Source organism: Cognaticolwellia mytili, from assembly GCF_002104475.1.
Classification (GTDB): Bacteria; Pseudomonadota; Gammaproteobacteria; order Enterobacterales; family Alteromonadaceae; genus Cognaticolwellia; species Cognaticolwellia mytili.
Genome location: NZ_NBOF01000004.1, coordinates 384,259 through 400,062, shown reverse-complemented (window position 1 = coordinate 400,062; position 15,804 = coordinate 384,259). Strand labels below are relative to the sequence as shown.

The following is a 15,804-nucleotide window of genomic DNA, read 5'->3' as shown; positions in this document are numbered from 1 at the left end:
GTATGCAAACACCTTAAAACTATAACTATTACTTTTTTGAATAATTTATTTTACCGCTAGCAATGCTTTTATCAAATACACTTAAATCACTTCTCATCGTCGTCATGGTCTTTAAGCCATTGCGTGGGCAACATTGTGTATAAAAAGTAAACTAAAATATACCAAAATGAAACCCTCGCTCTGCAAAGACCGAGGGTTTTTTTATATAAATTTATTAGATAAGCAAGGAATTGAATATGACTACAGAGCGATATAGTGGTGCAGAATTAGTGGTAAAAGCACTTTCAGCACTAAATGTGAAATACCTATTTGGCTACCCTGGCGGTACGGTATTAGATATTTATGATGCACTTTTTAAGCAACAGGATGTAGAACATATCTTAGTGCGCCATGAACAAGCAGCTACACATATGGCGGATGGTTTTGCTCGTGCAACCGGTGAAGTAGGTGTAGTTTTAGCGACATCAGGGCCTGGGGCTACTAACTGTATAACTGGTATAGCAACGGCTTATATGGATTCCATCCCTATGGTTGTGCTATCAGGTCAAGTGCCTACAGGATTAATTGGCGATGATGCTTTTCAAGAAACGGATATTGTTGGCTGTTCACGCCCCATTATAAAACACAGTTTTAATTGTCGCGATATTGCCGAAATTCCAAATATAATAGCCAAAGCATTCTATATTGCTAGCACAGGGCGACCAGGTCCAGTTGTTATCGAGTTACCTAAAGATCTATTAATGCCTGGACAAAGCGCTGAATTCTCAATGACTACTGAAATATCAATTCGCTCATACAACCCAACGGTTAAAGGCCATCACCGTCAAATAAAAAAAGCAGTACAAGCAATATCGCAAGCACAACGTTTAGTTATCTACTCTGGTGGTGGCGTTATCATTGCCAATGCTGCTGAGTTACTTCAAGTTCTGGTTGAAAAACTTAACGCCCCCATTACTAATACATTAATGGGTCTAGGTGGCATATCCGGCTTACACGATAACTTTATTGGTATGCTAGGTATGCACGGCAGTTTAGAAGCAAATAAAGCAATGGCACATGCCGATGTTATTCTGGCTTTAGGTGCGAGGTTTGACGATAGAGTAACCAACAATGTAAAAAAATTCTGCCCTAATGCAACCATAGTACATGTCGATATCGACCCAACATCAATATCTAAAACCATTAATGCACATATTCCAGTTGTTGGGCTAGTAGACATTGTCATCAAGCAATTACTCACCGAGCTTGAAGCAACTGACTTTTCGGTCAACGAGAAAGATAATCAAGACTGGTGGCAACAAATAGAGCAATGGCGAAAGGTAAAAAGTATAGGTTACGAAAACGAAGTTAAGGGAAGCAAAATTAAACCCCAACGCGTAATAGAAGCCATGTACCAGGCAACAAATGGTGAAGCTTATGTTTGTTCTGACGTAGGTCAACATCAAATGTTTGCAGCGCAATATTACCCATTTGCTAAACCTCGCCAGTGGATAAATTCTGGCGGACTAGGAACCATGGGCTTTGGATTACCCGCGGCCATGGGGGTAAAGATGGCATTTCCAGATAGCCATGTTATTTGCATCACTGGTGACGGCTCAATACAAATGAATATTCAAGAGCTTTCAACGTGCTTGCAATATAACTTGTCGGTAGTGATTATTTCATTAAATAATCGTTCTTTAGGGATGGTAAGGCAATGGCAAGACATGGTTTATGGCGGACGGCACTCATCTTCATATATGGAGTCATTACCAGATTTTGTAAAATTAGCTGAAGCTTACGGACATGTTGGTATACAGATAAATTCACTTAATGAACTTGACGAAAAACTCACTAAAGCTTTCGCTATCAAGAACAAGCTCGTTTTTGTTGATGTTTTAGTTGACGAAAAAGAACATGTTTACCCAATGCAAATACGTACTGGTGCGATAGATGAAATGTGGATCAAAAAAGGAGTTAAAGCATAATGCGTAGAATATTAGCGATACTATTAGAAAATGAAGCGGGTTCGTTGTCACGTATTGTTGGCTTATTTTCACAGCGTGCTTTTAACATTGAAAGCCTGACAGTAGCTCCCACAGAAGATGCGAGCTTATCACGCATTACCATCGTCACCAAAGGTGATGATAAGATTCTTGAACAAATCGTTAAGCAAGTAAACAAACTAATTGATGTACTTAAAGTTACTGACTTAACTGAACGTCAACATGTCGAACGAGAGATACTACTCATTAAAGTATTAGCAATGAATGATAAGTCACGCACTGAAGTGATGCGTATTACAGACATTTTTCGGGGGGCAATTATAGATATCGGTAAGCAGGTATACACAATTCAATTAACCGGTGACGCCGAAAAAATAAATGCATTTATTAGTACCCTTGGTAATGAAACTGAAATTATTGAATCAGTACGCTCTGGTTGTGTCGGTATTGCTCGTGGTGAGAAGGCCTTACGAGTAAAGTAACAACAATACTAAAGCTTGTTAATGAGTTAATAAAAAAGCCAGCAACATCGCTGGCTTTTTAAAACCTTAACAAGACTTAACTAATTAAAGCGACGTCTTATGCCCACAACCACTAAAAACATCAAACTTAAAATACCAAATCCGGCACCTTGACGCTCGACTTTTTCTTCAACGGTACTGCAGTCTTCAATTTCACCGGCTATTGGCTTTAATGTCACCGCACGAACAACATCTTCAGTTAACTGTTCACCTTTCTCATCTAACATTAACTCACCTTTTGAGTCGCGACGAGGTACTTTAACTAGTGCTGTAGCAGAAATCTCATTAGCATCGTTAATATCACGCGCTTCAATAACAGTATAAGCACTGTCACATGCTAAGAAACTATTAAGGTCAGTAAAAGTTTTAGCCGTAGTATCATATAAAAAACCATGAGTACGTCTTGGGTTACTTGCATTATCGTTATGAGTTTCAAATTCACCTTCGCCAACAATCATGCCATTTTCATTGATCGCTCTTGCTGTACTTGAACTGCCAACAAAAAAATCAGTTGGTAATATCATTTCCATATTTTCAGCATTGGTATCAACATGATAAAATTTAGTTCTTTGATTCCCATTAACGAAAACATTTGCGTGACCTACAGCAATACCAGCATCATTGATATCATAAGCTCGAGAATCAAAATATTTACCATGGTCATCGGTAAAATCTGTCACTTGCCCATTTTTATACACTACCGCGTAGAAACTTCTTGATTCTCTTACACTAGGATTTGTTTCTGTTTCATCAACCCAACCATGAGCATAACCAACAGCAACACCACTATTGTTGATTGCTTGCGCATAATTTACATATTCACGCTCATCATCTTCGTGTGGGGTTACTAAATGACCTAAAGTTTCTGAAGATACAGTACCTTCGGCATCAATTGTCCATTTTATCGCTTCTGTATTATAAATATTGGCAATAATACGCTGAACGCAAACTTTAAATGGAATATCGTCGACCACGTTTGGATCTGCACATCCTCCCGTCTCATCAGTAATGAAATCTATGGCATTTTGATCAATACTGGTACTGGCAAAACCAACAGCGAAATGAGATTCACTTATGTCCAATATTGCTGACTCGCCACCAAAGCGTTGTGCTTCAGGTAAGTCGATTTCACTTGGTGGAATGATTTCAATGATATTGGCACCACCATCCGGCGAGAAAAAACCTCGAGTAGTAAATTCACGTACCCAATGAGTCACTTCATCATTATCACTTTCAGTAAAGTCTAACGGTAAATAAGGCGCTGACGCAGTACCATATACCCAACCTTCATTAGTGATACCACTAATAAATTCTTTAGTTGAACGTGTATAAACGTCAGAACCAACAAACTTTTCGTCAAAAACATTAAAAAGTGTCGTTTGGCCAGTAAAATTAGTCATGGCAAATACATCGCCAACCTCTTGATATAGACTATTACCTGTTCTTGCCTTTAAAAATCGAATAACCCACGATAAATCATTTGCCGTTGGCGTTCCATTGCGTAAAGCGGTTTCATCTTCAATGTCTACTAATTCATGAACTGCCTCATGACCATTTTCAGCTAATGAAACTATCGCATCATAATCATCTACATCTAAATATTGAAACTGCACAGGAAAATTATAAATATCAGTGCCTGAAATAGCAGCTTCACCACTATTATTTTCTTGTTGTGAATAAGTATATTTTAATGAGGATACATCACCTTTATCGATAACTTGGTATGTTGCAGCATTAACAGCGGATATTCCTAATGCACTAGTAACACCTAGCGCTAAAATCGATTTAAAAAATTTGTTCATGTAACTACTAAACTCACTATTGTTATTATTCATCTAATTCTTGCCACCTAGCGTAGGCAACTTCAAGTTTGGACTCACTTTCTGCTAACTGGTTCAATATTTTATTACTTAGCGCTTGATCTTGGCTAAAAAAGTCAGCTTGATTGACTTGCTGTTGTAATTCATCAATCAAATTTTCAAGTTGGTCTATCTGTCCGGGTAACTCTTCCAACTCTCTCTTTTCTTTAAAAGAAAGCTTTTTCTTACTAGCCGCTTCTGTTTTTACAACGGCAGTTGCCACTTTACTTTTTTCTTCATCTACTTTCGATTTAACTATCGGCTTAGCCATTGCTTCACGTTGTTTATCTTTATAAGCAACGTATTCGTCGACATCATCATAACCACCCACTATTTGGGTAATATGCCCAGTACCATCAAAATATAGGCAACTACTTACACAATTATTAACGAAATCACGATCATGGCTGACTAAAATAACCGTTCCAGCATAATTTGCAACGACTTCTTCTAATAATTCTAATGTTTCAATATCCAAATCATTGGTCGGCTCATCCAGTATTAGTAAATTACTTGGACGTAAAAATAATCTTGCTAATAATAATCGGTTCTTCTCACCACCAGATAAAGCACGAACAGGTGTTCTTGCTCGTTTAGGACTAAAAAGAAAGTCTTGTAAGTAACCCAATACGTGTCGTGGTTTTCCGTTCACCATGACTTCTTGCTTACCTTCACCAACAATTTCTTGTACAGTTTTATTCACATCTAAGGCATCACGGTGCTGATCAAAATAAGCAATTTCTAAATTAACACCTGAACGCATTTTACCGCTTGTAGCTTCAAGTTTACCCATGATCATTTTAATCAAGGTTGATTTACCCGTACCATTTGCACCGATAAATGCTAAGCGATCATTTCGTGTGATCAATAAATCTAGGCTTTTGATGATGACCTTATCATCGAACGCGATAGACACTTGCTCTGATTCAAACACCAATTTACCTGAACGATCACCTTGGGTAATATTCATCGTGCTTTGATTACGTACATCGCGACGAGCTTGGCGTTCATTTCGAAGTTTCTCAAGCGCTCTTACTCGACCTTCATTACGCGTACGACGAGCTTTTACGCCTTGTCTGATCCAAACTTCTTCTTCAGCTAGTTTTTTATCAAATAGTGCATTTTGTTGTGATTCAACTTGTATATCGTGAGCTTTCTGCTCAATGTATAAATCATAGTTACCTGGGTAGCTTTTCAAAATGCCGCGATCGAGATCAAGAATACGTGTCGATACACCACGAATGAACGCTCTATCATGACTAATAAACAGTATCGTGCCAGCAAAGTCTTTTAAGAATGATTCTAACCACAAAACACTTTTTATATCTAAGTGGTTGGTCGGTTCGTCAAGCAGTAAAATATCTGGTGCTGTCACAAGCGCTTTAGCTAATGCAAGCTTACGTAGCCAACCACCTGATAAATCACAAATATTATCATCAGCATTTAAAGACAAAGTAGTCATCACTTGTTCTATACGCTGTTCATCTTGCCAAGCATCAGCGAGCTCAAGTTGTTCTTGCACATTCGCCAATTTATTCAGGTTGGCTTCCGAAGGGTCTTCAGTTACATCATGAATAATGACATGATAACGTTTGATTAAATCAGCATTCTTCTTTACGCCTTGGGCGATATAGTCAAACACACTAATATCTGAAGATTCTGGTGGATCTTGCTCTAACATCGCAACTTGCATAGTACTAGACTTAAGCACTTGACCATCATCAAGCACTTGCAAGCCCATTAATACTTTCATTAATGTAGATTTTCCGGCGCCATTTCTGCCGACTAAACAAATGCGCTCACCTGTTTGTACACTTAAGTCTGCTTTATCTAAGACTTTGTCTTCACCAAAGGCCAACTCACCTTGTGAAATACGAATTAATTCCATAAATTACAACAACTCCAAAATTTGCTTCTGTTCAAATGGCCAAAATAATTTCGCCTGATCTGATAAACGCTCTAACACCGGAATACTAATACGATACAATTCCACTAACTTTTCATCATCAATAATATCGACTACATTAATATCAGCTTCTGGCATTACTTGCTCGCACAATGCCAATGCATCCTCACACAAATGACAACCTTCAGTGCCATATAAATTAAACTTCGCCAACATACTAATTAGCCTTACGGGTAAATAACCAACTATTGTGAATGTGTTTGTTACGCTGAAAATCTTTATCTCGCGTTTTATCGCTCAACTCTTGCACATTTAAACCCAATGCAGATATAGCGTCGAAATCCATTTTAAAATTGCGCTTATTGTTGGTAAACATTAATTCACCGCCTTCAGCTAAAGACTTCAAGCCGTCAGTAATTAAACTTACGTGGTCACGTTGAACATCGAAACTTTCACCCATGCGCTTTGAATTAGAAAATGTTGGTGGATCAATAAATACCACATCAAATTTCTGTTCATTATTCTTCAACCATTGCAAACAGTCGGCTTGAATAAACTGATATTTATGACCGCTTAAGTTGTTTAATAAAAAGTTATCTTCTGCCCAACTCAAGTAGGTTTTTGACATATCAACGGTGGTTACAGTGCTTGCGCCATGCAGAGCAGCTTGCAAAGATACCGAGCCGGTATAAGAAAATAGATTTAAAAGTGATTTATTCTTCGCTTTTTTCGCCACTATTTGACGTGTTTTTCGATGATCCAAAAATAAGCCCGTATCTAAATAATCCCACAGGTTCACCTTTAGTTTTGCACCGTACTCATCAACAACCATCGATTTTTTAGATTGTTCAACACGCTGATATTGGTCTTTACCTTTTTGTTTACTACGAGTTTTAATAACCACCTTATCAGTTGGCACTTCAAGTACTTTCGGCGCAAAATAAACCACTTCTTGTAAACGCTTAGCCACTTTTTCTGGCTCAATTTTGGCTGGCGCAGCGTATTCATGGATAACAAGATGATCAGCATAAACATCAACTGCAACATTATATTCTGGAATGTCAGCATCATATAAACGGTAACACTGAACTTGTTCTTGCTTAAGCCAGCTTTTTAAGTTTTTCTTGTTTTTTAGTAGTCGATTAGCAAACGCTGAGTCTTTTTGCTCAAATTCAGCATTAACATTACTACTAGCCACTTGCTTTTCATCTAAGTTATAAATGGCAAACTGACAATCTAATGGGCCATTTTTAAACTTATAACGTTTAAAACTGACCATTTTCATCATGGCTAACAGTTCAACGTTCGCCGTTAATACCGCTACACGCCAATTGATAAAATGAGACTTGAATTTCTGTCCTAGTAAAGCAAAACATTCTACAAGTTCTGGTAATTCACCAATTCGTTCACCATATGGAGGGTTGAATAAAATAGTGCCTTTTGGACCAAAAGCATTTTTCATTTCACTAGCATTTTTGCATGAGAACTCAATAAATCTTTGTATTCCAGCATTTTTAGCATTCTGCTGAGCTGTTTTTAGTACTCTACTATCAAGATCAATACCGAATACTTTAGTTTTAAGCTGCGTTAAACCAACATGCGACTTTTCTATTGCCGCAGATTTTGCAGACTTCCAGTCTTCACTTTGGTGTCCTAGCCAATAATCAAAACCCCATTGCACTCTATCAATACCAGGAGCATAACCAGCCGCCATTAATACAGCTTCTATTAGAACGGTACCTGAACCACACATAGGGTCAACTAATGGTTTAGTTGTATCATCCAACCAACCTGAACGTGTAATGATTGCCGCGGCTAAATGTTCTTTTAATGGTGCGGCACCGGTATTTTCACGATAGCCACGCTTAAATAAGCCTCGTCCAGAAAAGTCTAAATAAATTGCAACCTTGTCTCTTAACAGTCTTGCTTGGAAACTAATTTGTGGCGCTGACTTATCAATAGATGGCCGTTCTTCATTTAACTCGCGAAAATGATCAACAACAGCGTCTTTAACCGTTAGTGCACCAAATTGACTATTTCTAATTTCATCACTCGTACCAACAAAGTCGATAGCGAAGGTTTTATCAACAGAGAATGCTTCAGACCAAGCGATTGATTTGGCTGCTGTATATAGTTGTTCTTTATTTGCTGCATCGCCCTCGCCTAGTTTTAGCAATACGCGAGTAGCTAAACGCAAATACAGACATATATGATATGCATGTTCAATTGTTGAGTTGAAATAAACACCTTCAGGCTTTTGAACAACTTGTTCGGCTTTTAAATCTTTAAGTTCTTGTGCCAGTAATATTTCAATTCCTGGGGAGGTTAATGCTAAAAATTGCTGCATAAAGGTTTTCCAATCTAATTTATGCCCGCGATTATAAACTAAAGAGCCTCTTTACTTATAGCCATTTTACAAATTTGAGCAAAGTAACCATAAATAGCTAGCTAAATATTGGCAACTTTTTATAAATCTATAAAGATTGTGCGAAATACGAGTCATTAAAGAGCAAAAATGCAGCAACCATAAAACAAATGACAATAAAGCACCAAATAAACTTAAAACAGGTTGCAAATCACCTAAGGTATCCTTATTATACGCCTCGCTTTCAAGGAGCAAGTAATTGCGATTTAAAAGTATTCTTAAGTTTGAATTAAAACAACTTGGCTTTCCTACTTCATGTAGGTCATTCGGACGCGGGATGGAGCAGCCTGGTAGCTCGTCGGGCTCATAACCCGAAGGTCGTCAGTTCAAATCTGGCTCCCGCAACCAATCTCTTCTTATAGTATAAGAGACTAAATAAATATTATATCGGGCGTACGACCTGAGGTCGTCAGTTTACTTTCTTCGGAAATAGTGGCTCTCGCAACCAACTTCTTACAAAAGTTTAAATTTGTAATTCTTTTATAACAGAATTAAATAGTTATAGGCTTTCTTGGTATTAATTATCAAGTCATTCGGACGCGGGATGGAGCAGCCTGGTAGCTCGTCGGGCTCATAACCCGAAGGTCGTCAGTTCAAATCTGGCTCCCGCAACCAATCTACTTTATAGTGTCAGAGACCAAATACACATCATATTGGGCGTACGACCTAAAATCGTCAGTCATTCTCTTCAGAAATAACAACTCCTGAAAGCAATCTATTTTATAGTGTCAAAGACTAAATATACATTATATTGGGCGTACGATCTAAAGCCGTCAGTTCACTCTCTTCAGAAATAACAGCTCCCGCAACCAATCTCTTTTATGGTGTTAGAGATCAAATACACATCATATTGGGCGTACGATCTAAAATCGTCAGTTCACCCTCTTCAGAAATAACAGCTCCCGCAACCAATCTCTTTTATAGTGTTATTAATTTATTCGTTTCAAAAATAACGATTCCAACAATAAATTTTCTATAATAATTTAAACTAGATAAATGCAACTTCTATAGAGATATCGATTTTCACTATTAACTCTCCTTTACGTAAAAATCAACGACGAAGCTTAGTTAAATATTTATAGAGCTTGTCATTGATTATATCTACTTAACCTGAGCTCTGGGTAAGCAAAGTGCTACAGTAGCACTATTAAAATCCATTTCTACGCTGTTCAAGTCATCAATAGCTCGTTATTGGGCACACTTAAGCGCATTGAACTCGACATAAAAGCCACTACTGTAGATTAAAGCTTTGGTAATACTTTGAAATGATTTTTTTCCATTCTCATTAGCCAGAGTTTAGGTTACTTTGAAAATACTACTGTTTTCTTGCCATGTAAGAAGATCCTGTGCTCAATATGGCAACGTACTGCTCGAGACAACGTTAAACATTCAATATCACGTCCTTTTGCCGCTAAGTCTTTAGGATAATAGCCATGATCAACTGTTTCAACTCCTTGACTTATGATAGGCCCTTCATCAAGGTCATCACTTACATAATGCGCAGTCGCTCCCACTAATTTTATACCACGGTCATAGGCTTGATAATATGGTCTCGCCCCCTTAAAACCAGGTAATAATGAATGGTGAATATTAATCGCTCTACCTGCAAGCTTTTTGCACATATCGCTGGAAAGCACTTGCATATAACGTGCTAAAACAACTAGGTCTGCTTCGCAACTTTGAATTATTTGCCAGACTTTAGCTTCTTGCTCAACTTTCGTTTCTTTGCTGATAGGTAGATGATAGTATGGTATACCATGCCATTTTGCCAAGTCTTCGAGGTCCGGATGATTAGAAATAATTGCTGGAATTTCGATATCAAGATCACCAGTGCGATAACGATATAACAAATCATTTAAGCAATGATCGTGTTTCGATACCATAATTACCACTTTAGATTTTTTTGGGCGTGATGCTAATTGCCATTGCATATCGAACTCGCTAGCTCTTTGCTCAAATTCGCTGCAAAAAGTTTCTCGATCAAATGACATTGCTGAATCAGGCCTAAACTCTATTCGTATAAAGAAGCGCTTTTCATCGGTATCATCAAACGAATGAATTTCATTGATATAAAACCCTTGTTCAAACAAAAAACGTGTAACTACGTCAACAGTTCCGGGTTGGCTAGGGCAGTCTGCTGTAATAATATGAGTTTGCGATACTGTTTTGATATCGGACATTTTTGATCCTATTTTTTATTTAAAGTTTTAACGTAATAATTACCGATATATTGATTTACAAAACTATCATCAATAAATTGTAGCTGACAAAATAACATAGCTCTGTCACAACTTTAGACAGAAAAATTAAACGTATCAGCACATTTGCCATTCAATAGTAAACATTGATTTCCAACAAATGAATTTAACATCTTCTATTTTTAGCCTAGCCATTTAGTGAAACTGTTATAGAGAAAGCTCTTCTGGCGGCAATATATACCCTTGGTAACCATCAGGTCTTAACAATGAAAAGTTATCCAGTTGCGCTTGATCTTCAATGCCGGTAATAATTACCTGAATGTTTGAGCCCTTGGCAACATTAATTAATGCACGACATAACTCGTTACTCTGGTTAGACTTCTCATAAAAAGAAAACGATTGATCCAGTTTAATATAATAAGGCTGTATTTTTTGTAGATAATCAAGTGAGCCAATTTGTCGTCCACATTGATCTATTCCTACTTTTGCCCCTGCTGAGGTTATAGCTTGTGCGACATTATTGCATTGCTCAAATGAATGAATAATTGCTGACTCAGGCATTTCAAAAAGTATACGATCAACATGATTTGATTTTCTAAGAAACGCTTTTATCCATAGTAAAAAATCTGCATCAAGTAAACTATCGTGCGTGAGGTTTATTGCAACAGGTTGTGGCGTTAATTCTAATATTTTTTGTTGTTCGATCGTCTCTAATAAACACTTATCAAGTTGACTACCTAATGACAATAGCTCAATAAATGGCATAAACTCGGCTGCACTCACTACTTTGTCATCAATATTCAAACGACAATATATTTCACGGTGTATTACATCAGGTGATTCCATCTTGGTAACTGATTGCCACTGAAAAACAAAATGACTATTATCAATAGCGTCTTCTAATTTATTACGCCACTGCTCTCTGTTATATTTTTGTGGCTGTTTTACATCAATCCAATGGCTTATCTTGTTTTCTCTGCGTGCAAACTGTAAAGCATTGTCAGATTGCGACATTAAATCAGATGGTTTCATATCATCAATACGCTGACTAACCCCCAGAGCAAACCTAGTGTTTGGCGTACAACCTGCTTTGGTAATTTCTTGATTAATTATTCGGATCAACGTTTGTAAATATATTTCAATTTGGTGATGCTCGCCTCTGGTGATCAAAAATGCAAACTCAGTATTAGTAATACGCGCAATAATACAGTCAGCTATTATTGGTAGTTCCACTTTCATTCTATCTGACAATGCTTTTATAATCTCATCACGGCCTTGATAGCCATATTTACTATGAATATCTTCTAACCATTCAAATTGTGCCAAAATAAGGCCACCATAGCCTGGTTCATTAAGCCAGTTATGAGTTTGGGCTGTTAAATATTGACGATTTGGCAATTCAGACACTTGATCAATTAGTTTGTCTTTTTTCAGTTCATTAACTTCTTGGTCTAGAGTTGAGAAAACTTGCTTAAGTTGCCCTGACATTAAATTCATTGCAACAACAACATCTTTCAATTCTGCTGTTTTTGGCAGCGCCATATCTTGGCCGAATTTTCGCTGAGCGATTCCTTTCGCTTGTAACGCTATATTCTGCAAAGGCTTTAAAATACGGTTAAGCCTAATTCTTAAAATAACAATAGAAATGATGAATAATAACGATAATATCATCAACGTATCATTCATGACTCGCCACAGTCCTCGATAACCTAATGCCGGGTGTCCTTCAACTTCAAGCGTTGCCAATTGCAACCAACCCGAAGTGATCAAAGTTTCTCTTGTTTGTTTTTCAAATAAGTCTAATTCAACAAACCATTGCGGTACTTCTTCAATAATAACGGGGTTTTCCCAAACCTGTTCTTTACCATCTACTAGCCACTTAAGCGTAACTTTACGATAAAATCCACCTTCAAAAATAACATTAACTAAGGTTTCTGCAGTAGCCATATCGCCAGTTTCAATATGAGGCTGTAGCATTAAGCCAAGTGAGGTGACTGTATTATTTAAATCCGACTCCATCTGTTGTTCCATGAAATCACGCGTTTGTGTAAACTGAAAATAAACTAGGCTAGACATGACTAACAAGAAAAGTCCAAACAGCAATGAGTTTATTTCTCTAAATAAGGTCATTTTATTAAAACTCCATCTTTAGCTTTGGTTGTTTAAGTTTTGAAGTCGTTATACGTTGACGCAAATCGCGCCAGTTTTTAAGTTGTGATGATTTTCCACTGAGTACTCCTCGCCCTTTTTCCTTGTTTAACCACAGTTGACTAGCGTTAAAGCTATACACAGGAATAAGGTCATTACGCTGATTAGCTGGTTTAATCACGCCATCCAGGTTATCTAATATTAACGGCATCGAGGCTGGTGTGTCATAGTATGCAAGCACCATATGGTATTGATTAAGTTTAGTCGCTTTAACCATAGTAATACGCATTTTTTCATCCGGCACCCCTAGCTCTAATAGGGTGAAATACTTCGCTATAGAGTAATCTTCACAATCACCGCCATTCACCCCAATAAATTCGACTGGCGTTGCCCAATAATTGCTTACTCCCCAAAGCTTAATATCGTCAATAAACCGAAATAAGTTAAAAAAACGATTCACCTTCTTTAACTGTTCTATTTCAGTTGTAGATGGCTCCGGCTCCATCAATTTTATCCAAGCTTTACCACGTTTACCGGCTCTAGCACCGTAATTTTTCTCCAACGCTGCTACTATTTTTTTACTATCAAGTGGCTTTTCAGGGCTTGCATTAAGTATTGATATCAATGCCATACTGAAGAGAAGTATTTTAATTGGCTTTAATAGCGTCACGAAAAAAAAGCGTTTTATCTTCATATTACTCATGGCACTTACAGTGTTTCAACAACCGTATAAATTGTCCATTTCATGTCATCAACATATTTAACATGAGTCAACTCTGCCATAGTTCGACGGTTAGCCGCATGAGCTTCATCTGTATCACCTTTCGCTTCTAATTTTTCGAAGCCATAGCCGATAGTAGATACCCGTTCGGGAGGAATATTATAATCATTAATAAGTACGGCAGCTAAAATTTTAGCTCTTTTATCAGACAGCTGCTGATTAAGAGCAATTCCACCTACGTTACTGGTATGACCCTCTATATTTACTTGTAAATTGGGAGTATTTTTGAGGAGTTCAGCCAACTTTCTTATTTGCTCATCAGCGTTATTTGGCAAAGAATAAGAGTTATTAGCAAACTTGAGGTTAATTTTTAGTGGTTCTGTGCTTGGCGTTTGACTACCGCAGCCAGCATTATCAATGCTAGCTCCTAGTACAGTACCATCGCATTTATCTCTGGCTTCAATGACACCGTCATGATCATAGTCATCTAAATTATGAGTTTGTACTACCGTATCTTCTTGCATAATGATGTCACTCTGAGCACAAGATGTTATAAGTACAGTGCTAAAAACAATAATCATCCGCCTTAATGCAGTCGCAAACTTCGATTCACAATTTATTGAAAGATACTTACTCATAATCATGCTCCCCTTGCCATGTTGTTGAGCGTGTTACTCGTAATGAATCAAGCAATTGTCCTGTTGCATTTAATAAACGGTATCTAGCACTTAACTCATTAAAACTTGCTTCTAAATAATCTTTGCGAGCGCCAAAAAGTTCATTTTCAGTATCAAGTAAGTCCAGTAAATTTCTTTGTCCTAAACTAAATTGTTCTTTATAAGCTAGCTGAGTTTCATTCGAGGTAATAATATGTTGTTTGATATATTCCTTTTGTAAACCCAACATTTCATAGGCATTCCAAGCAAGTTCATAGCTCTCGGTCACTTGTCGATGTGCACTGTAATTAATTTCTTGTGCTTCTGATACTTTATAAGCAGCCCCTCGTTCACTTGCTACATCCTTGCCACCAGCATAAAAATTATATCTTAAGCGCAGCATAGCTGTTGCATCATTACGATGTCCGCCAACATTAGGTCCTAGCCGGTTGAGGCCACTTTCTCCTGCTATATCGTTATCAGCATTTGCTGCAAGCTCTAAAGATAAAGTAGGATAGTACTTAGACTTAACTGCTTTTTTGAACGAGCGTGCAGCTTTAATATCTTGCAAAGCAGACTTTATGACGGGATGGCGTTCTATAGCTAACTTTAAACCACTGCCTTTATTTTTAGGCAACATATCTGCATCGGGCACGGGTAAAACTAACGCTTCAGGCTGAGTATTGGTTAAGCGGATAAATTGCGTTTTTGCATCTAAATGGTTATTACGCGCAGATATCAGGTTCGATTGTGCCCTAGCTAATCTACCGGTAATTTGAGATAAATCAGCAATATTTCCCAAGCCGGAATCTGTGCGCTCTTTAATTTGGGCATAGATTTCTTGGTGCGTTGCAATATTTTTCTCTGAAAGCTCAACGACTTGTTCTGCTTGTAAGAAATTCAAATAAGCCTTGCTTACCCGTAAAGCAATATCTTCTGCTGTAGCGAATAATGTCCACCTTTCAGCATCGGCTTCAAAAGTTGTCCGCTCAACTTCACTCATGGTAAGCATACCGTCAAATAAAATTTGCCTAATGCTAATTCCAAACTCACCGCGTGCTAATTCAGTTTCACCATCGCCAGTACCAAGATCACTTCTACGGTTACCTGGGGTATTGGTATATTCATAACCATACCCAGCGGTTAAATCAACAGTGGGTAAATAACCTGCAGAGGCTCTATTCACATCCTCTTCTTTTGATTTAAACCGAGCAAAAGACTGTCGAATTTCAGGGTGCGAATCAAGCGCCTGAGCAACAGCTTCTTCTAAACTTTGCGCATTGATAGAACCAGGAAATAATGCGCATAAACTAACCACGCCAACCATTATTTTTTTATTAATAACTTTACCCATAAAGATTCCATACATTATGTTATTTTTCTTT

The 15,804-nt window shown here is 37.6% G+C and carries 11 protein-coding genes and 2 tRNA genes; 4 read left to right on the top strand and 9 right to left on the bottom strand.

The window, feature by feature from the left end; translation table 11 throughout:
* Window positions 1-236 precede the first annotated feature (236 nt).
* Both B7C41_RS15295 and ilvN read left to right on the top strand, forming a co-directional pair.
* On the top strand, window positions 237-1,967 hold the full coding sequence (locus tag B7C41_RS15295) for an acetolactate synthase 3 large subunit (protein ID WP_085299812.1): 1,731 nt from the start codon (window positions 237-239) through the stop codon (window positions 1,965-1,967).
* Complete coding sequence (gene ilvN, locus B7C41_RS15290) at window positions 1,967-2,467, top strand: acetolactate synthase small subunit (RefSeq protein ID WP_085299811.1); 501 nt, start codon at window positions 1,967-1,969, stop codon at window positions 2,465-2,467. The genes B7C41_RS15295 and ilvN overlap by 1 nt, the downstream gene beginning before the upstream one ends.
* Window positions 2,468-2,547: 80 nt before the next feature.
* On the opposite strand, the gene B7C41_RS15285 is transcribed toward ilvN, so the two are convergent.
* Genes B7C41_RS15285 through rlmKL form a run of 4 tightly spaced genes read right to left on the bottom strand, consistent with a single transcriptional unit; the run spans window position 2,548 to window position 8,618 of the window.
* Window positions 2,548-4,308, bottom strand: a complete 1,761-nt coding sequence (locus B7C41_RS15285; RefSeq protein ID WP_085299911.1) for a DUF3466 family protein — start codon at window positions 4,306-4,308, stop codon at window positions 2,548-2,550.
* 25 nt (window positions 4,309-4,333) lie between these two features.
* Window positions 4,334-6,253, bottom strand: a complete 1,920-nt coding sequence (uup, locus tag B7C41_RS15280; RefSeq protein WP_085299810.1) for an ATP-binding cassette ATPase Uup — start codon at window positions 6,251-6,253, stop codon at window positions 4,334-4,336.
* A gap of 3 nt (window positions 6,254-6,256) precedes the next feature.
* Window positions 6,257-6,487 carry a glutaredoxin family protein gene (locus B7C41_RS15275; protein ID WP_235839734.1) on the bottom strand — a complete coding sequence of 77 codons (231 nt, stop codon included), beginning with the start codon at window positions 6,485-6,487 and terminating at the stop codon, window positions 6,257-6,259.
* Between the two features lies 1 nt (window position 6,488).
* Window positions 6,489-8,618, bottom strand: a complete 2,130-nt coding sequence (rlmKL, locus tag B7C41_RS15270) for a bifunctional 23S rRNA (guanine(2069)-N(7))-methyltransferase RlmK/23S rRNA (guanine(2445)-N(2))-methyltransferase RlmL (RefSeq protein WP_085299809.1) — start codon at window positions 8,616-8,618, stop codon at window positions 6,489-6,491.
* 349 nt (window positions 8,619-8,967) lie between these two features.
* Between rlmKL and B7C41_RS15265 the strand changes: the two genes are divergently transcribed.
* A tRNA-Met gene (locus B7C41_RS15265) sits at window positions 8,968-9,044 on the top strand.
* A 190-nt stretch (window positions 9,045-9,234) separates the two neighbouring features.
* Window positions 9,235-9,311: transfer RNA gene (locus B7C41_RS15260), tRNA-Met, on the top strand.
* A 686-nt stretch (window positions 9,312-9,997) separates the two neighbouring features.
* Here the strand turns inward: B7C41_RS15260 and purU are convergent.
* The 5 genes from purU to B7C41_RS15235 all read right to left on the bottom strand — a co-directional run bounded on the left by purU (window position 9,998) and on the right by B7C41_RS15235 (window position 15,773).
* Window positions 9,998-10,876 (bottom strand): formyltetrahydrofolate deformylase, encoded by an 879-nt coding sequence (gene purU, locus B7C41_RS15255; protein WP_085299808.1) that lies wholly within the window; start codon window positions 10,874-10,876, stop codon window positions 9,998-10,000.
* 225 nt (window positions 10,877-11,101) lie between these two features.
* Entirely contained in the window at window positions 11,102-13,024 is a 1,923-nt protein-coding gene (locus tag B7C41_RS15250; RefSeq protein ID WP_085299807.1) for a bifunctional diguanylate cyclase/phosphodiesterase, read from the bottom strand.
* A gap of 4 nt (window positions 13,025-13,028) precedes the next feature.
* Window positions 13,029-13,736 carry a transglutaminase-like cysteine peptidase gene (locus B7C41_RS15245; protein WP_085299806.1) on the bottom strand — a complete coding sequence of 236 codons (708 nt, stop codon included), beginning with the start codon at window positions 13,734-13,736 and terminating at the stop codon, window positions 13,029-13,031.
* A gap of 14 nt (window positions 13,737-13,750) precedes the next feature.
* Window positions 13,751-14,401 carry an OmpA family protein gene (locus tag B7C41_RS15240; protein ID WP_235839733.1) on the bottom strand — a complete coding sequence of 217 codons (651 nt, stop codon included), beginning with the start codon at window positions 14,399-14,401 and terminating at the stop codon, window positions 13,751-13,753.
* Complete coding sequence (locus B7C41_RS15235; protein ID WP_085299804.1) at window positions 14,394-15,773, bottom strand: TolC family outer membrane protein; 1,380 nt, start codon at window positions 15,771-15,773, stop codon at window positions 14,394-14,396. Before B7C41_RS15235 ends, B7C41_RS15240 begins: the two co-directional genes overlap by 8 nt.
* Window positions 15,774-15,804 lie beyond the last annotated feature (31 nt).